20 protein-coding genes are annotated in these 19,722 nt (G+C 64.3%); 12 read left to right on the top strand and 8 right to left on the bottom strand.

Annotated features, from left to right (window positions below):
* The first annotated feature begins 67 nt into the window (after positions 1–67).
* Positions 68–919, top strand: a complete 852-nt coding sequence (locus PYR64_RS21180; RefSeq protein ID WP_275777504.1) for a LysR family transcriptional regulator — start codon at positions 68–70, stop codon at positions 917–919.
* Between the two features lie 44 nt (positions 920–963).
* Here PYR64_RS21180 and PYR64_RS21175 read toward each other — a convergent pair whose 3' ends face one another.
* Positions 964–2,622 (bottom strand): HNH endonuclease signature motif containing protein, encoded by a 1,659-nt coding sequence (locus PYR64_RS21175; protein WP_275777502.1) that lies wholly within the window; start codon positions 2,620–2,622, stop codon positions 964–966.
* Between the two features lie 165 nt (positions 2,623–2,787).
* Positions 2,788–4,650: a dihydroxy-acid dehydratase gene (gene ilvD / locus PYR64_RS21170; protein ID WP_275777501.1), complete on the bottom strand. Its 1,863-nt coding sequence runs from the start codon at positions 4,648–4,650 to the stop codon at positions 2,788–2,790.
* An 86-nt stretch (positions 4,651–4,736) separates the two neighbouring features.
* Here ilvD and PYR64_RS21165 point away from each other — a divergent pair, with 86 nt between their 5' ends.
* Entirely contained in the window at positions 4,737–5,573 is an 837-nt protein-coding gene (locus PYR64_RS21165) for a helix-turn-helix transcriptional regulator (RefSeq protein WP_018778904.1), read from the top strand.
* A 10-nt stretch (positions 5,574–5,583) separates the two neighbouring features.
* Here PYR64_RS21165 and PYR64_RS21160 read toward each other — a convergent pair whose 3' ends face one another.
* Entirely contained in the window at positions 5,584–6,534 is a 951-nt protein-coding gene (locus PYR64_RS21160) for a cation transporter (protein ID WP_275777499.1), read from the bottom strand.
* A 113-nt stretch (positions 6,535–6,647) separates the two neighbouring features.
* Here PYR64_RS21160 and PYR64_RS21155 point away from each other — a divergent pair, with 113 nt between their 5' ends.
* Positions 6,648–7,529, top strand: coding sequence for an SGNH/GDSL hydrolase family protein (locus PYR64_RS21155; protein WP_018778906.1), 882 nt, complete (start codon positions 6,648–6,650; stop codon positions 7,527–7,529).
* Positions 7,530–7,623: 94 nt separating this feature from the next.
* Here the strand turns inward: PYR64_RS21155 and PYR64_RS21150 are convergent, their stop codons facing one another.
* Positions 7,624–8,730, bottom strand: a complete 1,107-nt coding sequence (locus tag PYR64_RS21150) for an EAL domain-containing protein (RefSeq protein WP_018778907.1) — start codon at positions 8,728–8,730, stop codon at positions 7,624–7,626.
* A gap of 133 nt (positions 8,731–8,863) precedes the next feature.
* Entirely contained in the window at positions 8,864–9,451 is a 588-nt protein-coding gene (locus tag PYR64_RS21145) for a MarR family transcriptional regulator (RefSeq protein WP_189076418.1), read from the bottom strand.
* A gap of 105 nt (positions 9,452–9,556) precedes the next feature.
* Between PYR64_RS21145 and idi the strand changes: the two genes are divergently transcribed.
* From idi to PYR64_RS21115, 6 genes are read left to right on the top strand one after another with little or no spacing between them, the layout of a single operon-like run.
* Positions 9,557–10,111, top strand: coding sequence for an isopentenyl-diphosphate Delta-isomerase (gene idi / locus PYR64_RS21140; protein WP_039239340.1), 555 nt, complete (start codon positions 9,557–9,559; stop codon positions 10,109–10,111).
* Complete coding sequence (locus PYR64_RS21135) at positions 10,108–11,310, top strand: polyprenyl synthetase family protein (RefSeq protein WP_275777495.1); 1,203 nt, start codon at positions 10,108–10,110, stop codon at positions 11,308–11,310. Before idi ends, PYR64_RS21135 begins: the two co-directional genes overlap by 4 nt.
* Positions 11,307–12,212: a squalene/phytoene synthase family protein gene (locus tag PYR64_RS21130; RefSeq protein ID WP_018778911.1), complete on the top strand. Its 906-nt coding sequence runs from the start codon at positions 11,307–11,309 to the stop codon at positions 12,210–12,212. Before PYR64_RS21135 ends, PYR64_RS21130 begins: the two co-directional genes overlap by 4 nt.
* A complete protein-coding gene (crtI, locus tag PYR64_RS21125) occupies positions 12,209–13,861 on the top strand; it encodes a phytoene desaturase family protein (protein WP_079582360.1) in 1,653 nt (550 codons plus the stop codon). The genes PYR64_RS21130 and crtI overlap by 4 nt, the downstream gene beginning before the upstream one ends.
* Positions 13,861–14,211, top strand: a complete 351-nt coding sequence (locus tag PYR64_RS21120; protein WP_018778913.1) for a lycopene cyclase domain-containing protein — start codon at positions 13,861–13,863, stop codon at positions 14,209–14,211. The genes crtI and PYR64_RS21120 overlap by 1 nt, the downstream gene beginning before the upstream one ends.
* Positions 14,208–15,407, top strand: coding sequence for a prenyltransferase (locus tag PYR64_RS21115; RefSeq protein ID WP_275777492.1), 1,200 nt, complete (start codon positions 14,208–14,210; stop codon positions 15,405–15,407). The genes PYR64_RS21120 and PYR64_RS21115 overlap by 4 nt, the downstream gene beginning before the upstream one ends.
* Here the strand turns inward: PYR64_RS21115 and PYR64_RS21110 are convergent.
* Positions 15,402–15,923, bottom strand: a complete 522-nt coding sequence (locus PYR64_RS21110) for a MarR family transcriptional regulator (RefSeq protein WP_018778915.1) — start codon at positions 15,921–15,923, stop codon at positions 15,402–15,404. The two genes, PYR64_RS21115 and PYR64_RS21110, sit on opposite strands and share 6 nt — an antisense overlap.
* A 111-nt stretch (positions 15,924–16,034) precedes the next feature.
* On the opposite strand from PYR64_RS21110, the gene PYR64_RS21105 reads away from it, so the two are divergent.
* A complete protein-coding gene (locus PYR64_RS21105; RefSeq protein WP_275777490.1) occupies positions 16,035–16,856 on the top strand; it encodes a tryptophan-rich sensory protein in 822 nt (273 codons plus the stop codon).
* A gap of 25 nt (positions 16,857–16,881) precedes the next feature.
* On the opposite strand, the gene PYR64_RS21100 is transcribed toward PYR64_RS21105, so the two are convergent.
* Together PYR64_RS21100 and PYR64_RS21095 are read right to left on the bottom strand one after the other, a co-directional pair.
* Positions 16,882–18,000: a hypothetical protein gene (locus PYR64_RS21100; protein ID WP_275777489.1), complete on the bottom strand. Its 1,119-nt coding sequence runs from the start codon at positions 17,998–18,000 to the stop codon at positions 16,882–16,884.
* A 270-nt stretch (positions 18,001–18,270) separates the two neighbouring features.
* A complete protein-coding gene (locus PYR64_RS21095) occupies positions 18,271–19,026 on the bottom strand; it encodes a class I SAM-dependent methyltransferase (protein ID WP_018778918.1) in 756 nt (251 codons plus the stop codon).
* 121 nt (positions 19,027–19,147) lie between these two features.
* Here PYR64_RS21095 and PYR64_RS21090 point away from each other — a divergent pair, with 121 nt between their 5' ends.
* Entirely contained in the window at positions 19,148–19,528 is a 381-nt protein-coding gene (locus tag PYR64_RS21090; protein ID WP_018778919.1) for a hypothetical protein, read from the top strand.
* Positions 19,529–19,720, top strand: coding sequence for a hypothetical protein (locus PYR64_RS21085; RefSeq protein ID WP_018778920.1), 192 nt, complete (start codon positions 19,529–19,531; stop codon positions 19,718–19,720).
* The last annotated feature ends 2 nt before the right edge of the window (positions 19,721–19,722 follow it).

Below are 19,722 nucleotides of genomic sequence, written 5' to 3'. Positions count from 1 at the left end.
GGGGGTTCAGGCGCTAAATGCATGAATTGGCGTATTTATGCGCTGCGTGCATGAATAAGATGAGGACATGGACGTGGAACTGCGCCAATTGCGCTGTCTTATCGCGGTAGTGGAGCAAGGCACGTTCACCGACGCCGCCATCGAGCTTCGAATGTCCCAGGCCGCCGTGTCACGAAGCATCGCAGCCCTTGAACAAGCACTGGGGACACGCGTTGTGGAGCGAACCACCCGCAGCGTGGGGCTGACAGCCGCCGGTGAGCGCGCACTGGGCAAGGCCCGCAGGATCATCGCGCTCCTGGCCGATCTTGAACGTGATGCCCGGGCCGGAACGGGGCAGATCCGCATGGGTTACGCGTGGTCGGCTCTGGGTGAGCACACAACCGAATTCCAACACCGCTGGAAATTGCGCTTCCCGCACACCGGGCTTCAACTCACCCGTTCCAACACCCCAAGCGGCGGCCTGCTGGATGGAACCACCGATTACGCAATCCTTCGACGACTCCCGCAGGCCGCCGCCGTCGAGCATGTGCGCGTCGGGGAGGAAAAGCGCTACTGCGCCATGTCCACTGACGATCCGCTGGCCCCAAGGAGGTCAGTGTCTTTGGCGCAAATCGCCACATTGCCCGTGGCAATGGACCTGCGCACAGGCAGCACAACACTGGACCTATGGCCGGAGCAGGGTAAGCCCCCGGAGGTTATCCCTATCCACGACATCGACGATTGGCTGACCGTGATCGGCAGCGGGGCCGCGCGGGGTATCACTGCAGCCTCCACGGCACATCAATATCGACGCCGGGGAGTCGCCTACCGGCCGGTGCGTGACGCACCCATGGTTCCGGTGTACGTGGCGTGGCTGAAGAACGACCCGCCCCAGGATCACCAGGCCGTGGTTGCATTGCTGGCCGAGCTCTATCGGTAGGCCGCCTTTGACAGTCGCCCGCCATGGCCGTGAAGGCTGGCGGTCTATGTCCGCAGCGGTGTGTGGTGATGGTTGCGTCGGGCGGCTTGGCTGGGATCGACGTGCGCCGGCGGGATGAACCACGGGATGCCATTTCTGCTCGCAATCATCCACTGTTCCTTGTGGATGACGTGATGATGGTGTGAGCACAAGAGCACGCCGTTGTCGGTGTTGGTGGTGCCACCTTGCGACCAGTAGGTGATGTGGTGGGCTTCGCACCAAGGCGCCGGCATGGTGCAGTCCGGGAAAGCACATCCTTGGTCGCGGGCCTGGAGGGCCTTGCGGATGTGGGGCGGGAAGATCCGGCTGGTCCGGCCAATTCCGAGGACCTGGCCTTCGGTGCCGAGCAGGACCGGGAGGATATCGGCGTCGCAGGCGATCTTCCGGATGACGTTCGGGTGGATGGGTCCTTGGAAGGTTGATACCGCGCTGCTGAGCCTGGGGTGCAGGCCGCCCGTGCCTGTTGTGCCGTTGCCTGCCGCTTTTGTGCCCGGGTCGGTTTCACCGGCGCCCACAGGGTTGCCGGTTTGGTGATGGGCAGCGTGGCTCTGGAGCTGGTCAAAGAGATCCCGGTAGTCGATGGTGACCATGACTTGGGGTTTCAAGCCGCCATTGGCTGGTAGCTGACCGGTTCTCAGGGCCAACGCGCAGCCACCGACCAGACCGTCGAGGAGTTTCTGGGCGCGGGAGCGGCGACCCGGTTCCGGAATCGGGTTCCTCCCGTTCGCGGGCTCCATGCGAACGGTGGCGGCTACCCTGCCCTCTGGGGTGCGGACCTGAGCGGCTGAACTCCGACCCCTGGTGTCCGCGCCGCGCTGGGTGGTATGGACAGCCGTGCGGCTTGGGCCATTTCTCCCTCCCGGGCCGCCAGAACTGCCAGTATTGCGCACCTCGCCCTCAACGAGGCGGGGGTTCGTGGCGGCGTTCATGACGGTGGTGAGGGTCTCGAATTGCTCGGCCGTTGCGAAGATTTCGAGATGATTCAGGCCAAAGCGTGGCTTTCGAATGAACGCACCTTGGAGTTGCCGAAGCACTTCTTCCGTGGGTTCGGCACCGTCTTGGTCAATGAAATCCATCCAGCGGCGGGCCGTCGTGGAAACGAAATCCGTGTCGGACTGGATGGCTGTGGACGTGAGGTCCTTCTCCATCCTGGTGATGGTGTCCTGATCGGTCAGAAGCTGGACGCGGTCCAGTGCTGTGCTGATCAGGGTGGCCGAGCCGCCGGATACCAATGCCTCGGCCACAGCGGAGGCCAGCTGTTCGCGCTGCGGCGGGACCGGCTCTCCGGCAATGCAGACGCCGGGCAGGACGGCGTCCGCAAGGGCCAGGCGACGCCGGGCTTCCTTGGCTGTGATCCGCAGCCGTGCACGGAGGAAATCTGCAGCGTTCCGGTACCCGTCATCGAGCACCGCGGCAGTTCCGGCTTCCTTGCGGGTTCGCTCCACGGCCCGGGCTGCGACGAGCTGAAGGTACTCCACGGTCCGGGCAATGTCCTCGACCCTGCCGGCGAAAGCGCTCGCCTCGCCGAAATCGAACATCGAGGCTTGAGCAAGGATCGACGCCCTCACACCATCCAGGGCATCAGCACCGTCTTCGAGACAGTCCACCGCAGAGTCCGATGAAGACTCCGCCTGCCCTTCAGCCACCTGCCCTCCGATCCCCATAAAGCAAGCCTGTCACGGCCCCCAGCCCCAGTAACCACGCCAATCTGCGTATGTGGATAACGCATCAACCGCAGTTAAGCAGAAAAAGGCCGCCTGCCGCCGTCGTGCGTTGTAAAAGCACGACGGCGGCAGGCGGCCCGGGCGCAGAAGGCGCGGCGCTAGGCCTTAGAGGTTTTCCACCAGCGAGACGTCCCGGACGGCGCCCTTGTCAGCGGAGAGTGCCATGGCCGCGTAGGCGCGGAGAGCCGGCGACACCTGGCGGTCGCGGTTCTTGGGCTTATACCCGCCGTTGACTTCGAGCTTCTCGCGGCGTTCGGCGAGGATCTCGTCGGAAACCTGCAACTGGAGCGAGCGCTGGGTGATATCGATGCTGATGATGTCACCGTTCTCCACCAAGGCGATGGCGCCGCCGGAGGCAGCTTCCGGGGAAATGTGCCCGATCGACAGCCCGGAGGTGCCGCCGGAGAAGCGACCGTCGGTGATGAGGGCACACTTCTTGCCCAATCCCCGGCCCTTAAGGAACGACGTCGGGTAGAGCATTTCCTGCATGCCCGGGCCACCGCGGGGGCCTTCGTAGCGGATGACCACCACGTCGCCTTCCTTGATGGTTTTGTTCAGGATCATTTCCACGGCTTCGTCCTGCGACTCGCACACAACGGCAGGGCCCTCGAAGGTCCAGATGGACTCGTCCACGCCTGCGGTCTTCACCACGGCACCGTCCACCGCCACGTTGCCGCGCAGCACAGCGAGGCCGCCGTCCTTGGAGAACGCGTGCTCCACGGAACGGATGCAGCCACCCTCGGCGTCGGTGTCCAGGGAGGTCCACTCATTCGATTGCGAGAACGCTGTTGAGGAACGGACGCCACCGGGGGCCGCGTGCCACAGCGCCCGTGCCTCCTCGCTGGCCTTGCCGCCGCGGATGTCCCAGTCGTCAAGCCAGCCGTCGAGGTCGGCGGAGTGCACTGAGTGGACGTTCTTGTGCAGGAGGCCGCCGCGGTTCAGCTCACCCAGCAAGGCGGGGATGCCACCGGCGCGGTGCACGTCTTCCATGTAGTAGGTCTTGTTTCCGGCGACGTTCGGGGCCACCTTGGCCAGGCAGGGCACCTGGCGGGACTTGGCGTCCATTTCGGCCAGTCCGTACTCCACGCCGGCTTCCTGGGCCGCAGCCAGCAGGTGCAGGATGGTGTTGGTGGAGCCGCCCATGGAGATGTCCAGGGCCATGGCGTTGTCAAAGGCCTCAGCGGTGGCGATGGACCGCGGCAACACGGAGTCGTCGTCGCCGTCGTAATAGCGCTTCACGAGCTCGACGACGGTGGCACCGGCCTTCTCGTACAGCGCCTTGCGGGCGGTGTGGGTCGCGAGGACCGAGCCGTTGCCCGGCAGGGCCAGGCCGATGGCCTCGGCGAGGCAGTTCATGGAGTTGGCCGTGAACATACCCGAGCATGAACCGCAGGTGGGGCAGGCGTTCTCTTCGATGAGGTTGATGTCCTCGTCGGAGATGGATTCGTCCACGGCGTCGGCGATGGCGTTCACCAGGTCCAGGGAACGCACGGAACCGTCGGTCAGAGTCACGCGGCCGGCCTCCATGGGACCGCCGGAGACGAAGACCACCGGGATGTTCAGGCGCAGCGCTGCCATGAGCATGCCCGGAGTGATCTTGTCGCAGTTGGAGATGCACACGAGGGCGTCCGCGCAGTGTGCGTTGACCATGTACTCAACGGAGTCGGCGATCAGGTCGCGGGACGGCAGGGAGTAGAGCATCCCGGAGTGGCCCATGGCGATGCCGTCGTCGACGGCGATGGTGTTGAATTCGCGCGGTACTGCGCCGGCGGCGAGGATCGCGTCCGAGACGATCCGGCCCACGGGGGCAAGGTGGGTGTGACCGGGGACGAACTCGGTGAAGGAGTTTGCCACGGCAATGATCGGCTTGCCGATGTCCGTGTTGGCGACGCCGGAGGCGCGCAGCAGTGCGCGGGCGCCGGCCATATTGCGGCCGTGGGTGACTGTTCGTGAGCGTAGTGCAGGCATAAGTACCATCCTGCTGGGGTTTTGTTACCCCCGGAAGACGGTGCTGCTACTAGTAGTGAAAGTACCAGAGTAATAGTGTTGTCAGTGTGAAAGATGAGAGGCGCAAGGAACTGGGGCTTTACCTTAGGACCCGCCGCAACCAGGCCCTGCGCTCCGACTACGGACTGCCACCGGTGGGGCGGTCCCGCGAGCGCGGACTGCGCCGGGAGGAGATCGCGTTCCTGTCCGGGGTGAGCGTCACCTGGTACACCTGGCTCGAACAAGGCCGGGACATCAGCCCTTCCCGGCAGGTCCTTGAGTCCATCGCACGGGCCCTGCACCTTTCGGATACCGGGCTCGGCTACGTGCTCTCCCTGGGCGGATACGCCTCCGCCATTCCCAAGGGTCCGGTTGCCGCCGATGCACCGGCGCATGTCCAGCGCCTGTTGGACGCCTTGGATCCCAATCCCTCGTATGCGCTTTCACCGGACTGGGGCGTGGCCGGGTGGAACCGCGCCTACGAGGCGCTGTACCCGAACATTGGAACTTTCGACGCCGCCGACAGGAACCTTTTGTGGCTCGTCTTCACCGACCCCTACGTCCGGGACCTGCTCCCGGACTGGGACGTCACCAGCAAGAGGTTCCTCGCCGAATTTCGTGCAGAGACGGGTCAGCGGCTGGGTGATCCGGATGTCGCCTATCAGGTGGAACGACTCAAGGAGGCCAGCCCGGAATTCCAGGAAAGCTGGGACCGCTACGACATCCTTGGCTTTGAGTCCCGCGAGCGCCTTTTCCACCATCCCGCAGTGGGAGTGCTGCAGCTGGAGCACCACCAGGTATCGCCGTCGGACCGGCCGGACCTGCACATTGTGGTTTACACCCCGGCACCAGGCAGTGACGCCGGTGAGCAGATGGAGCGGCTGCTGGAGACCGGGCGGTCGTAACCCGGCGTTCCTACAACTGCAGGGACGATTCGTCCGGGGTGGCAAGCGTCAGCACTGCTTCCTCCACAGTCTCGTGGTCCTCCAGCTCCCTCTCGATCCTGCGCAGCACCACGGCAACCTCGTGTTCCGGGTGGTCGCCTTGCAAGTCCACGGCCGCTACAAGATAGAGCTTGCGGGGGCCCACGAATTCCAGGTGGAGGTACGTCAGCCGTGCAATGTCCCGGTGTTCCAGGAGCTGCCGCCCCATGGACCGTTCTATGTCCGGCGTGACCCCCTGCCCTACCAGGAACCGGCGGTTGCGGTCGATCAGAACGACGGCAACAACCGCCAACAGGACACCGACGACAATCGATCCGACAGCATCGGGCAAGGGCGAACCCGTGACCTGATGGAGGAAGACGCCAGTGAATGCGAGCACCAGCCCAACCAGGGCTGCGGCATCCTCCGCAAAGACGGCACGCAGCGTGGGATCCGAGCTGACAAGAACCTGTTCCAAGGTCCGCCGTTCCAGCTTCCTGGCCGCCTTTCGGGTCTGGCGGAAGGCCTGGACGAAGGAAAACCCTTCCAGGACAAAGGCCACTGCCAGAACCACATACGCAATCAGGAAGTCGGACGCAGGCTCCGGCTCAATGATCTGCTGGATCCCGTGCATGATGGAAACCACAGCGCCGGCAGTGAACAGCCCGAAAGCGGCAAACATGGACCAGACGTACGCTTCGCGGCCATAACCCATGGGATGTCCCGTATCGCGCGGACGTTGAGAGCGGCGTTCGGCCAGGAACAGGAACACCTGGTTGCCGGTGTCGGCCCAGGAGTGCGCCGCCTCAGCAGTCATGGACGCCGACCCGGTGAGCGCCGCGGCCACTGATTTGGCCGCTGCAACCAGGGCGTTCGCCGCGAAAGCGATGACGACGGTCAGCAGGGTGGAGCTGGAGTCCGATCGCTTTCGTGAGGCAGCCATAGGCTTACCGTACCCAACAGCGCACGAAATGGACGGCGGACCGAGGTTCCGCAGCTGAATAAAAGAATTCCCGTTTCAGCACACATTTTCAGGATGTGGCGCACTATGGAGGGATGGACGCTCCTGATGCCGGCGGTTTGGCGCAGGACGGTTCCGGTAGCTTCCGGGCTGGACTGCACCCGTGGAGCCGTTATGTGGCATTGGGGGACTCGTTCACGGAGGGTCTGGGCGACCCCGAACCCCGCAGCCCGGGCGGACTCCGAGGATGGGCGGACCGTGTTGCTGAAGAGTTGAGTACGGACCACCACGATTTCGCCTATGCCAACCTGGCGATCAGCGGGAAGCTCCTCCATCAGATCCTGGAGGAGCAAGTGGGTCCGGCATTGGACCTCAAACCCGATCTCATTACTCTCAACGCCGGCGGCAACGACCTGCTCTTTCATAGGAGCGACCCCGACAAGCTGGCACTGGAACTGGATCGTGGCGTGGAAACGCTGGCCTCAACGGGCGCCACCATCGTCCTCTTCACCGGCCCGGACTGGGGCGCGACCCCGGTGCTTGGCAGGACCCGCGGCAAAGTGGCTGTTTTCAACGAGAACATCCGCGTGGTGGCCGCCCGTCATGATGCCGTGATTGCCGATCTCTGGGCTTTGCGCCAACTCACCGATCCCCGGATGTGGGATCCGGACCGGCTTCATTTCTCTCCGCTCGGCCAGCACATCATCGCCATCATGGTCCTGGAGTCATTGAACGTCCCGCATTCCCTTGAACCGCTGGCTCCGCGGCCGCTTCCCGAGCGCCGTTGGCGCGAGGCCCGCGCGGATGACATCGTGTGGGCCCGGGAGCACCTTTTTCCTTGGGTTGTGCGGAGGTTGACGCAGCGGAACGCCGACGGCGGTCGGCACCCCAAGCGTCCACAACCCGGGCCGGTTTTCGGTGCGGCGATGCCGCCAGGCAGCTATGTCGGGAACGATCCCCGCCGTATGACGGACTGACCAACTGACTGACCGGCCGCCGAACAACTGACCGGCCACGCGGCCTGCCGTCTGGCACCCCGGGCGTGGACCGGCGTCGTCGATTCAACGACGGTCAGCTGGCAGGCTGCGGTTCCGTTTGCGCCCGGACGCTCCAGGCCGACCAATCAAGCGGGTGCACCGAGGGACGGCCCAAAAGGTATCCCTGCGCAGCGGTGACCTTCAAGGCAGTGACTTCGTGCAGTTCTTCGGCCGTTTCGATGCCTTGCGCGTGGACATCTGCCCCGATCTCACGGGCCAGCTCAACGATGGCCTTGGCACGGAGCTTCTGGCCGTCGTTTCCGGCGATTCCTTCAATCAGGTGGCGGTCCAATTTGATGATATCGGGGCGCAATTGCTCGATTCTGTCCAGCGAGACCAATGCGGCACCCGAGGCGCTGATCGCCACCCGCAACCCCAAGGCCCGCAGTTGTTCGAGGCCTTCGCCGGCCGGCTGGGCCGCCATGGATTCCAGGCTGCCCGTCAGCTCAACGATGATCCTCTCGGGGGCCAAGGCGGCAGCGGCCAAAAGGTTCCGCACCCGGGGATCGTGCGAGGTGGCCGGGGTGAGATTCAGAGTGACAAACATGTTTTCCGGGACGTCGTGCGCAGCCATCAGGGCGCAATGCAGGGCTGCAATCTCCAGCTCAGTTCCCAGACCGGCAGCAGCAGCTTCACTGAACCACACGTCGGCGCCCGCACCGTCCTCACCGATGAACCTTGTCAGGGCCTCGACGCCGATCGGGTCGCCCTTGGGAAGGGAGTGGATCGGCTGGAACGCCGTCAGGAGAAGCTTGTCGGCCAGGATCGATTGGATGCCGGCGCGGACGTCGTGGCTGACAGGGACCAGCACGGTTCGTGACGCGTCGGACGATTCCAGATGCAGGCTGGCGTGTTCCAAGTGAACAGGCACGTTGGATGCCGGCTGTGATGTTTTCCGGGTGAGGAGCAGGTGCTTCAGCAATGCACCCTCGGGGTCGTCCGGCCGCGCGTCAAGAAGCTCACGGAGCTTGTTCCTGGCCCCTTCACTGCGCGGTTCAGCGTCCTCAAGAATGGACTCGATGATGTCCAGGACCTGTGCCCGCATGGTCTCTTCATCCGCGAACGGTGTGTCCCCTGCGCCGTCATGGTTGCTGCTGTCCGCGTCGTTACCCGGTGATAGAGAGCCCGCTTCTTGAGCCATCAATTATTCCTTTGTGTATCCCCCGCTGGCCAGGCCAGACAACTGCCGGCCCGCCGCATGAGGGCCTTGCCTCGAATCTTACAGAGAAAAGTGTCACTTGGCTCACACTTATCACTCGAATCACAGGAAGCTTTTAGCGTGGAGCCGCAGCCCACGGCTCGTCCGCCACTTCGATCTCCCGCGCCATGTCATCGAGGAACCGCATCACGGCCACGCGCTCGTCGGGAGTGAGGCGTGCGGCCGCCAGGAACCGCTTCGCCTGTTGCTTGCCCACAGTACGCATAGCGGCTTCGTGCGTTTCCGGGGTAATGGCGATCGCGAGGGCCCGACGGTCGGAGGGGTGCGCCTGCCGGGTGACGTGGCCGGCACGTTCCAGCCGGTCCAGCAATTTGGTGGTTGACGCCGTCGAGATGTTCAGGTGGGAAGCTATGGCTCCGGGCGTGGCTATGACGCCATGGTTGGCACAGACGATCAGGTAATGCAGCGCCCGCATGTCCGATTGGTTCAGTTTCATATATCGGAGTGAGGCCTCCGCCAAGCGCTGTTCGGCGTCGCGGAGCCTCCCGAGCGCTGCCATGAGTTCGCTGATCTGTACGATGTCGGCTTCGGAGAACCGGGAGCGGTCAATCAACTGTTGATGGGGATCGTTGGCGTCCAGATGATAGAGGCCGGATGAGACCGGGAACCCGGCTTCTTCAGGCAGTTCTTCAAGACTGGACATGCTGAGTATGTTACACCTAACTTCCTACATGGTAGCCTTTCTTCTAGCTTGTCTAGCAATATTCGGGCTGCTGTAAAGACTCAGGTTGCAGGAGGAAGGCGCAGTATGAACGCTACAGAGATGGTTGTCCTCCTTGACGACGCCGGCACACCCATAGGCGAAGCCCCCAAAGCAGGGGTCCACACACAGGAAACGCCCCTCCACCTCGCATTCTCCTGCTACCTCCTCAACGATGACGGCGAGGTCCTCCTGACCCGCCGCTCGCCGGAGAAGAAAACCTGGCCCGGAGTGTGGACCAACAGCTTTTGCGGACACCCGGCACCCGGCGAGGACCCCTTGGACGCAGTAGCCCGCCGGGCGCAGTTCGAACTCGGGGTGGATGCCAACCAGGTTGAAATGGCGCTCCCCCACTTCCGGTACAGGGCCGTGGACCCCACAGGAATTGTGGAAAACGAAATCTGCCCGGTCTACGTCGCCAGGATCGCCGGCGATCTAAACCCCAATCCTTCAGAGGTAGCGGACTGGGCCTGGATGTCACCGGCCCTGCTGGCCAACTCCCTGGAGCGCACCCCCTCCGCCTTCAGCCCGTGGTTGGGACTCCAGTTCCCCCAGCTGCTTGAAGCGCGGGTACTCCCCCTCGGGACCGGAGCCAAAGCATGACCGTCACCTCCGGTGCTTTACGCAGCCGCACCGACCTTTGCGCGGCGATTGAGAACGAGCTCAGCGGGCTCATCGGCAAGCGGGCCGCCGCCGCAACAACGTATGGGCCGCATTTCACCAGGCTCTGGGAACTGGCCGGCCACAACGTCCTGGGTGGAAAGTTCGTGCGTCCCTTGCTGCTCATGGAGACCTACGATGCCCTCAGGGGGCGCGGCACGGACGGGACAACCCCGCACGGGACAAGCCAGCACGGGACAAGCCAGCCCCGCACCAACCAGCCCCAAGCCAGCCCGCCGGACACGGGCCACCGCGAAACGGCCATCAGCATTGCGGCCGCGATCGAACTCCTCCACTACTCTTTCCTGCTCCACGATGACGTGATCGACGGAGACCTGGTCCGGCGCGGGCACCCGAACCTCATCGGCTCCCTCCTCGCAGAAGCAAAGTCGCTTTCAGAAACCCAGTCACTTCCCCGGACCAACAGTGGTGAAGGCGCCCGGGAAGGCAGCGACCTCCACTGGGCCCAAACCGGCGGCATCCTCATGGGGGACATGCTCCTCGCCGCCACCCACCAGGCTTTCGCCAGGGCAGACCTCCCGCATGCACTGAGGCTGCGGCTCCTGGATCTCCTGGAACACACCATCAACGAAACAGTGGCCGGTGAGCAGCTGGACGTGGGCCTCGGGGACGGCATCATCGACCCCCACCTCGAGACCATCCTGGTGATGTGCGGCTACAAAACCGCCACCTACACCTTCGAACTTCCCCTGCGGGCCGCAGCCGCGCTGGCAGGCGCGGACTTCGCCGTCGAAAATGCGCTCGCCACGGCCGGCCGCCATCTGGGCCTCGCCTTCCAACTCCAGGACGACCTCCTGTCAACGTTCGGGGACCCCCGCCGGCACGGCAAGGATCCCTTTTCGGATCTGCGGGAGGGAAAAGAAACGGCCATCATCGCCCATGCACGAACCACGGCGGCATGGCCGGACATTGAGCCTTTCTTCGGCAGGCCGGAGCTGAACGGCTCGGAATGCGAATACGTTCGCCGGCACTTGGCCGATTGCGGGGCGGAAACGTTCGTCAACGGACTCATCGAGGAGCAGATGCGAGCCTTCAACGAGCTGCTGACCAGCACCATCCCGCAGGGCGTGTGCAATGTGTTGCTGGACCTTGCCGGGCAATTGGAAGGACGGCAGTCATGAGCCTCGCCACGGACACCTCATTCACCCATTTCACCCGGACGGCCGAGCGGGCCGCCAACCAGGTGATCGCCGCGTATTCCACCTCGTTCGGGCTGGCGTGCAGGCTGCTCGGGCGGCGGCACCGCCAACATGTCCGGAACATCTACGCCTTGGTGCGCGTCGCGGACGAACTCGTGGATGGCGTCACCGCGGAGGCCGGCCTCAGCTACCAGGAACAGTGCGATGCCCTGGCCCACTTCATCGACGAGACCCACCGGGCCGTCAAGCTGGGCTACAGCAGCGACCTCATCATCCATGCTTTCGCGCAGACTGCCCGCGCGGCCCGGATTGACGAGTCGCTCATTGATCCGTTCTTCGACTCCATGCGCACGGACCTCGGCGAGCGCACCGGGACCCCGGAGACCCCCCTGCGTTTCGACGCCGACGCCCACCAGGGTTACGTCCACGGCTCCGCCGAGGTTGTAGGGCTGATGTGCCTGCGCGTTTTCATGCGGGATGAAAACATCGACGACGGCGACGCCGCGGCTTTGCAGCACGGCGCCAGCCGGCTGGGGGCTGCTTTCCAGAACATCAATTTCCTGCGCGACCTGGCCGATGACACCACCCGTCTGGGACGCAATTACCTGGGCACCTCCGAGCACCTTGAGGACCGCGACCGCGTGGAATGGGTACGCACCATCCGCGCCCAGTTGGCCGACGCCGACGCCGTCATCCCCTTGCTGCCGCGCGATGCCCGGGCCGCTGTCCGCAGCGCCCTTTCCCTCTTCACAGCCCTGACGGACAGGATCGAGCAGACCACCGTGGACGAGCTCTACCGTTCACGAGTACGCGTCCCGGATGCCGTGAAGGCCGGCCTTGCCGCGCGGGCAGTCACCTCAACCTGGATGGAGCTGCACCGATGACCCGGACAGTAGTGATCGGCGGTGGCATCGCTGGGCTTGCCACCGCCGCCCTCCTCGCCCACGAAGGACACGAAGTCCAACTCCTTGAGCAGCGTGACCGCGTTGGCGGGCGCGCCGGCAGCCTTGAGCGCGACGGCTTCCGCTTTGATACGGGCCCCTCCTGGTACCTGATGCCCGGCGTCTTCGACCATTTTTTCGAGCTTCTGGGCACCAGCACCGCGGAACAGTTGGATCTCCGCACGCTCAGTCCCGCGTACCGCGTGTTCAGCGAACCAAACCTCGACGGCGTCCGGCCGGACACGCTGACCGTTCCCTTGGGCAGCGAACAGGTTTTGGAAACGTTCGAGGACGTGGAACCCGGCAGCGCCAGGAAGCTGGCCACCTATCTGGCATCGGCGCGGCACACCACCGACATGGCGGAGCGCTTCTTCCTCTACAACCCCTTCACCAGGTTGCAAGGACTGCTCCAACCCGAGGTGCTGCGCAGCCTGCCCAAGCTTGCGCAGCTTCTGCTGACGCCCCTGGACAAATACGTTGCCCGGCGTTTCCAGCATCCTGTGCTGCGGCAGGTCCTGGGTTATCCGGCCGTCTTCCTGGGCACCAGCCCTTCCGATGCTCCTGCCATGTACCACTTGATGAGTGCGCTGGACCTCGGCGACGGGGTGCAATACCCAATGGGCGGCTTCTGGGAGCTCGTGGGCCGGCTTGAGGATCTGGCAGTCCAGGCAGGGGTTCGGATCCACACCGGCGCCGAGGCCCTCAAGATCACCACCCGCGCCGTCAGCAGGACCAAGAAGGTGGGACGGTTCGACGGCGTCAAGCTTCCGGCCGCCTTGACCGGCAGGGACAGCCGTGAAGTCACCGGCGTGACCTGGCGTGACACCTCCGGGAACGAGCACTACAGCGTGGCGGACCTCGTGGTCTCCGGCGCCGATCTGCACCACACCGAAACCCAACTGCTGGGCGTGCGGGACCGCAGCTACCCCGGTTCCTGGTGGCAGCGGCGTACCAGCGGTCCGGGAGCAGTCCTGGTGATGCTGGGAGTCAAGGGCAAGCTCCCTGAATTGCCGCACCACTCTTTGTTCTTCACCCGTGATTGGGAGGCAAACTTCGCCTCCATCTTCGGTGAAAACCCGGCCATTCCGGACCCGGCGTCAATCTATGTCTGCAAACCCAGCGCAACCGATCCCGCCGTAGCGCCCACAGACCACGAGAACCTCTTCGTCCTGGTTCCCATCCCGGCCGATCCCGCACTGGGAGCCGGCGGGCCGGACGGGGCGGGAGATGTGCTCATAGAACGAACCGCCGACGCGGCGATCGACCAGATCGCCCAATGGGCAGGCATCCCGGACCTTCGCGAGAGGATCGTGGTCCGGCAGACAACAGGACCAGCGGACTTCGCCCGGGACTACAACTCGTGGCGCGGAGGCATGTTGGGACCGGCCCACACACTGGGACAAAGCGCCATGTTCCGGCCCCAGAATGCCTCCAAGCGCGTGCAGGGCCTCTACTACGCCGGCGCCACAACGGCCCCTGGCGTGGGGGTGCCCATGTGCCTGATCAGCGCCGAGCTGGTCCTGAAAAGGATCCGCGGCGATCACAGCACCGGCCCTGTCACCGTGAGGCCCGTAGCCAGCAGGATTGGCTGATGGGAGTCCTCTACTTGGCCTCGTTGCTGCTCGGCATCACCTGCATGCTGCTGCTGGATCACAGATTCCGCCTGTTTTTCTGGCATGACGCGAAGGCAGCGGCGATCGTGACCGCCGTCGGGGTTTTGTTCTTCCTCGGCTGGGACGCGGCCGGAATCGGACTGGGGATTTTCCTCCGCGGCGAAGGAACCATAGCCACGGGCCTGTTGATCGCTCCCGAACTGCCCATTGAGGAGCCCGTGTTCCTGCTCTTCCTGACCCTGTGCACCATGGTCCTGTACACGGGCGCCCGGCGGTTGCTGGAACGGTCTCCCGCGAGGCAAGCGGAGCGGGAGCGGGAGAACGCATGACGTACCTGTGGCTCGCACTTGCATTCATCGCCGCGGCAGCCGTCGCCGGCGTGATCTTCGCCCGCCGGGGTACCCGGCAGGGCGAGACCTCCAGGCATTGGAAAGCCGTGGGGCTGGCGTTCGCTGCCCTGGCTGTGCTGACCGCGGTGTTCGACTCCGTGATGATCGGCATGGAGCTTTTCCACTACGACGCCTCGCACATTCTTGGCTTGAAGGCCGGGCTGGCACCCATCGAGGATTTCGCCTATCCGCTGGCAGGCGTCGTGGTGCTTCCCGGGCTGTGGATGTGGCTGACCCGCCGTCGGAGTGCCGGAGGAAAATCCGACCTCACAGGCCTGGTTCCGCAGGCAATACTGGCGTCCCGGCCGGTCAGTTGGATCAACACCGCGTATCCCTTTGCCGCGGCCATGCTCCTGACCACCCGCGAAATCGACTGGGTCCTGATCGTGGGCACGTTCTACTTCCTGATCCCCTACAACCTGGCCATGTACGGCATCAACGACGTCTTTGATTACGAATCGGACCTCAAGAATCCGCGCAAGGGCGGCATCGAAGGCGCGCTCCTCCGGCCGCAGCTGCACCGGCCAATGCTGTGGCTCGCCGCCATCACCAACGTGCCGTTCCTGCTGGTCCTCGCCTTCGCCGGCGGACCGGCAGTGTGGCTGAGCCTGGCCGTGAGTGCCTTCGCCGTGGTGGCCTACTCCGTGGCGGGACTCCGCTTCAAGGAACGCCCCGTCCTGGACTCGCTGACGTCGAGTACGCACTTCGTGAGTCCCGCCGTCGTCGGTTTGGCCCTCGCCGGCGCCGACGTGACGCCCGGTCTCCTCCTTCTGCTGGCCGCGTTCTTCCTCTGGGGCATGGCCGCCCACGCCTTCGGTGCCGTACAGGACATCGAGCCCGACCGGCAGGCCGGCATCGGCTCCATCGCAACGGTCATCGGTGCCCGCCGGACGGTGCGGCTCGCCGTCGTCCTGTGGTTTGTTGCGGGACTGGCGATGCTGGCCACGCCGTGGCCCGGGCCGCTGGCGGCGATCATCGCCGTCCCGTACATCGTTAATTGCGCACCGTACTGGAACGTCACGGATACGACGGCGGCACGCACCAATGTGGCATGGCGGCGGTTTATCTGGCTCAACTACGGTTCAGGATTCCTGGTGACCCTGATCTTCATCCTGCAGTGGAGCCTGACGTCATGACCCGGACGGTTCTCCGGGCTCTTCGTCGATGGTGTCCAACGCCTCCCGCATATGCTGCAGGAAATCCACCACGACCCGTGACTCGTCCGGGCTCAGCGCAGACGCTGCGTCCAACATCCGGCGGTGCATTCCGCCCAGGGTGTGCCGGACTTCCTGGTCCGATCCCGGGGTGGCCTTCAGGATCAGCGCGCGACGATCGGTGGGATGGGGTTCACGGCGGATGTGGCCGGACTCCACCAGACGGTCAATCAAGGTGGTCATGGACGCCGACGTTATTCCCAGCTTGTCGCCCAGGTCCTTCGGCTTCATCACTTTGCCGTCGGCTTCCGCCTCAAAAAGGTACCGCAGGGCCAGTAAGTCTTTCTCGCCCATCCCCATGGACGAGCGGGTCCTGCGGCGCATCGCTTGTTCGGAGGCTCGATAGTCCCGCAGCGCGTTCAGGACATCGATGGCGATGGCCTTCTGCCCGGGGTCTTTCCCGTACCAATAGCCCTTTGCGTGGCCTTCCGAATCCATCCGATGTTCCTTCGATAAGCATAAAGCTCGCTTCACTAGCAATTTGATACTAAGTCACGGACACCCCGAATGCATGAATCCGCACATCCCATCAGGAAAGAGGCGCAGCATATGGCAACCGGAAGCCCCGATCCCACTCGACAGTTCGCTGTAACGGCGAGTCTGGTTGTCTGCATTGTTGGCTCGATGATCGGTGTCGGAGTCTTTGGCGGCACACCCATTGCCCAGGCCGCGGGCGGTGCCTTGGCCGCTGATTCCACCCTCCTGGCGCCGGCCACGCCCGCGTTCTCCATCTGGTCCGTGGTTTACACCGGACTGGTTGCCTACACCGTGTGGCAGTGGTTGCCGTCCCAGCGTTCCAGTAACCGGCAGCGGGCGTTGGGCTGGGTGGTTGCCGCGTCGATGATCCTGAATGCGGCATGGATCTTGTCAGTGCAGGCGGGATGGCTTTTTGTCAGCGTCCTGGTGATCCTGGCACTCCTTGCGACCCTCGTCCTGGCGTTTCTCCGCTACAGCCGGACCCGCGCGTCCTCATGGGTGGAGGCCGTTGTGGTGGACGGAACTTTGGGCCTCTATCTTGGGTGGACCAGCGTGGCGGTGTGCGCCAATATCGCTGCCGCTTTGAAGGCTGCCGGATTCTCCGGATTCGGCCTGCAACCCGAGGTGTGGTCCGTTGCCGTGCTGGTGGTGGTGGCGGTCATTGGCGTCGCCTTGGCCTTCAAAGGCCATGGCCGTCTAGCCCTCGCTGCGGCCATCGCGTGGGGCCTGGTATGGATCACGGTTGGCCGCAGCTCGGACGCACCTGAGTCATTCCCGACGGCGGTCGCGGCCGCCGTCGCAGCTGCACTGGTCCTGGGCGCTGCGATCGCGGTAAGGACCCGGGTGGCCTTGGCCGGGGCAGGTACCCGGAGTTCGTCCTCCCCGCTGCAATAGCCCGGCGGCCTTGGCTCGGGTTGCTTCAGCCTGCGATGAGCTCCTTCACCGGGCCTTCGTGCAACGCCAGATAGACATCGTCCCGGACTTGGTTTGCTTCCGGATCCGTCATCGTCCGGCCGAGAGGCCGCAAGACGAGCCGGATCAGCGCGTTGGCCTGCCCGTCGAGGATCTGCAAACGGTCCCGCGCTCTGGCAGGAAGCTCGTGGTACGCAGTCAAGGCCATCAGTTCGACGCTTTCCAGGTCCTCCGCCCGGTAACCCAGAGCCGTCCGCACCCGGTCTCCGAGCACTTCGCCATCCATATCCGCGGCAACGACGATTGAGATGTCCCTGCTGATGGACGGCATGTGGGACACCGGTCTCCACGGTGAGAGGTCCAGCATCTGCTGTTGAATCCGGGGATCGTCCGAGCTGAGCAATCTGATGTCGGGAACGCCCTTGCGGAGCATCAGGGCCCGGTCCAAGCCCATCCCGAGAGCCAGTCCCGACCAGTGACCGGGGTTCAATCCGGCATCCAGGAACAGCTGTGGGGCCATCAGCCCGCACTCCGCAAGCTCCAGCCACTCACCGTTCATACGGACATCGAGCTGCAGGCCGTTGTGCGTGTAGGGATGGGTTGCCGGAACCGTCCGCCACTCCGCGCCCGGCAGCACAGCGTTCACCAGCGAGGCAACCATTTCCCCTAGATGGGAGGCCGTCAGCGTCTCCTTGGAAGAGACGCGCCACAAATCCACTTGGTGCGGCGTCCCTACATGGGTCCGGTCAATGGCGTCCCGACGATAAACCACGCCGGGGATTGCCCAGAGCTCGTCGAGGGACCCATCCGGATCCAGCGAACGCAGCAACGACGGGATGGACGCGGAGGTGTGACTGCGCAGCATGACGGTAGGGCTGATGTAGCGGGAGTACTTCTGGTCGCGCGTGACGGCCGCGGCGCTGAACCCGAGCCGATCGTAATTGTCGGAAACGCTGACCAACGGACTATGGCGGATGATTCGTTCCGACACGTTCCACTGCCCGCGCAGGCCGCGCACGGTGTCGTGGAGGAGTTGCTGCATGGCGTGCGGGCCTTGGTCCGGATTGGAGAGGTCCCGGATGGTCAGGGCTTCATGGAGTTCTGTGGGTTTGAGATATGAAGGCATGGCTGGTCCTTGGGTTCGGTGTGGGTGGAGGCTTCCTCCCCCGACCTTCTCCGTGCCAGGACCTAGGCGCGCGCCAAACAGCCCTCGCGACCGGAGACCGGTCGGGGGCAAGTAAATCGACGCAATGAAGGCATGGGCCGACTATACCCGGGTCCGTGGCGACTGCACAGGGCACCGGGCCTATGGCAAGGCCCGGAAGCCTTACTGCAGACCGCTTGACAGGCCCGCACCGGACAACCCGTGATGGGCTTGGTCAGAGACGGGTTGACCCTAACGGTGCACGAGCCGGTACACCGACACGTGGCTCCGGGACTCGGCCGTGAAGTCGCTGCGGTCCCAGTCCGCCCACCTGGATTCGAGCTGGAACCCGGCTATCCGCGCCATGAGGTCCAGTTCGCTGGGCCAGATGTAGCGGTGTGGCGTCCGGCTGATGCGCGCATCCCTGCCGTCGGACAGGCCCGGGCCGAAGCGCACGTGGTGGGAGATGACATGCTGGCGAAGAACGTCATAGCTGTCCACCAACAGGTAACCAGGCTGGCTCACTTCAACTGTTCCACCGTGTCCGGGCGGCAGTGAGCGCAGCTGCGGCACCCACAGCTCAATGACGAAACGACCGCCTGGCGCCAGATGCCTGGCCGCGTTCTGGAAGCAGCGGACCTGCTCCTCCTGGGTCAGGAGGTTGGCGATGGTGTTGAACACCAGGTACGCCAACGTGAACTCGCCCTGCACCTGCGCTTCGGCCATGTCGCCCTGAACCACCGGGATGGTGGCCGCGTCTGCCTTCGACCGCAGCCGCCGGATCATCGCGTGGGAAAGTTCTATGCCACTCACGGGCACGCCTGCTTCGACGAGGGGCACCGCCACCCTGCCGGTACCGATCGCGAATTCGACGGCGGCACCGTCACCGGCGAGTTCCGACAACACCTGAACGGTGGGGCCCAGCACGTCGGGCGAGAACATGCCTTCACCGGGGGTGTCGTACTGCTGCGCGGTTTCTTCGTTCCAGAGCTCCTGCTGGTCGGTCATCCTGCCACTATTGCAGGTCCCGGCAACCGCGCGTAACGATTGACATGACATAACTCACATTCTGTAAGCTGGATTCAGAGTCACGCAGTCGGCTTTCATCGCTCTCATCAGGGAGGTCCTCATGGCCCCCAATTCCTTCAAAGCCAACATTCTTCTCACCCATGGTGTCGCAGCTTCCGCAGCCTCCGTTGCTCGACGAAGAGCAGCAGTCACCCAAGGAAGCCATGGCGCAGCCAACAAACCCGACGCCCTGCTGGGTGCCATAGCCGTAAGGCAGCTTTTTCACCGCTGGCCGCTGGTGCCCTCCCGCGAACTGGAGAGGATCCGCCACGTCCTCCTTCACTGCGACCAGCTGGGTTCCCCGGACACCCACCACCTGTCCGAGCCGGCCCAAGCGCTGCTGGAACTGATCAACAGCGAGTTGGACCGGCGTCGAACCGCGGAAGGCCGCCCGCAGGCGCCCGCAGCAGAGGCACCCGCCACCAGGAAGGGGGCGGCGTAAATGGCCGGCCACTTTGAACTGTTCGACGAATCAGGCGGTGATTGCCGGGTCCGCCTCGTCGATGCCGACGGGACTGAACTCGCGCTCTCCATCTGTTTCCAGGACAGGGCCACGGCAGCCAAAGCCATTTATTCGCTGCGGGAAATCGCGGCGAGTGGCCTGATTGAAGACCACACGTCGCGGGCTTCCTGAAC

It is taken from the genome of Paenarthrobacter sp. Y-19 (assembly GCF_029223985.1).
In the GTDB taxonomy this organism is placed as follows: domain Bacteria; phylum Actinomycetota; class Actinomycetes; order Actinomycetales; family Micrococcaceae; genus Arthrobacter; species Arthrobacter nicotinovorans.
Note: the sequence above shows the minus strand (reverse complement) of the source record. Positions and strands in the feature narration are given on the sequence as shown.

Coding starts and splice junctions, on each gene's coding strand:
- PYR64_RS21180 (WP_275777504.1), top strand. CDS start 68: ATGGACGTGGAACTGCGCCAATTGCGCTGTCTTATCGCGGTAGTGGAG.
- PYR64_RS21175 (WP_275777502.1), bottom strand. CDS start 2,622: ATGGGGATCGGAGGGCAGGTGGCTGAAGGGCAGGCGGAGTCTTCATCG.
- ilvD (WP_275777501.1), bottom strand. CDS start 4,650: ATGCCTGCACTACGCTCACGAACAGTCACCCACGGCCGCAATATGGCC.
- PYR64_RS21160 (WP_275777499.1), bottom strand. CDS start 6,534: ATGGCTGCCTCACGAAAGCGATCGGACTCCAGCTCCACCCTGCTGACC.
- PYR64_RS21155 (WP_018778906.1), top strand. CDS start 6,648: ATGGACGCTCCTGATGCCGGCGGTTTGGCGCAGGACGGTTCCGGTAGC.
- PYR64_RS21150 (WP_018778907.1), bottom strand. CDS start 8,730: ATGGCTCAAGAAGCGGGCTCTCTATCACCGGGTAACGACGCGGACAGC.
- PYR64_RS21145 (WP_189076418.1), bottom strand. CDS start 9,451: ATGTCCAGTCTTGAAGAACTGCCTGAAGAAGCCGGGTTCCCGGTCTCA.
- idi (WP_039239340.1), top strand. CDS start 9,557: ATGAACGCTACAGAGATGGTTGTCCTCCTTGACGACGCCGGCACACCC.
- PYR64_RS21135 (WP_275777495.1), top strand. CDS start 10,108: ATGACCGTCACCTCCGGTGCTTTACGCAGCCGCACCGACCTTTGCGCG.
- PYR64_RS21130 (WP_018778911.1), top strand. CDS start 11,307: ATGAGCCTCGCCACGGACACCTCATTCACCCATTTCACCCGGACGGCC.
- crtI (WP_079582360.1), top strand. CDS start 12,209: ATGACCCGGACAGTAGTGATCGGCGGTGGCATCGCTGGGCTTGCCACC.
- PYR64_RS21120 (WP_018778913.1), top strand. CDS start 13,861: ATGGGAGTCCTCTACTTGGCCTCGTTGCTGCTCGGCATCACCTGCATG.
- PYR64_RS21115 (WP_275777492.1), top strand. CDS start 14,208: ATGACGTACCTGTGGCTCGCACTTGCATTCATCGCCGCGGCAGCCGTC.
- PYR64_RS21110 (WP_018778915.1), bottom strand. CDS start 15,923: ATGGATTCGGAAGGCCACGCAAAGGGCTATTGGTACGGGAAAGACCCC.
- PYR64_RS21105 (WP_275777490.1), top strand. CDS start 16,035: ATGGCAACCGGAAGCCCCGATCCCACTCGACAGTTCGCTGTAACGGCG.
- PYR64_RS21100 (WP_275777489.1), bottom strand. CDS start 18,000: ATGCCTTCATATCTCAAACCCACAGAACTCCATGAAGCCCTGACCATC.
- PYR64_RS21095 (WP_018778918.1), bottom strand. CDS start 19,026: ATGACCGACCAGCAGGAGCTCTGGAACGAAGAAACCGCGCAGCAGTAC.
- PYR64_RS21090 (WP_018778919.1), top strand. CDS start 19,148: ATGGCCCCCAATTCCTTCAAAGCCAACATTCTTCTCACCCATGGTGTC.
- PYR64_RS21085 (WP_018778920.1), top strand. CDS start 19,529: ATGGCCGGCCACTTTGAACTGTTCGACGAATCAGGCGGTGATTGCCGG.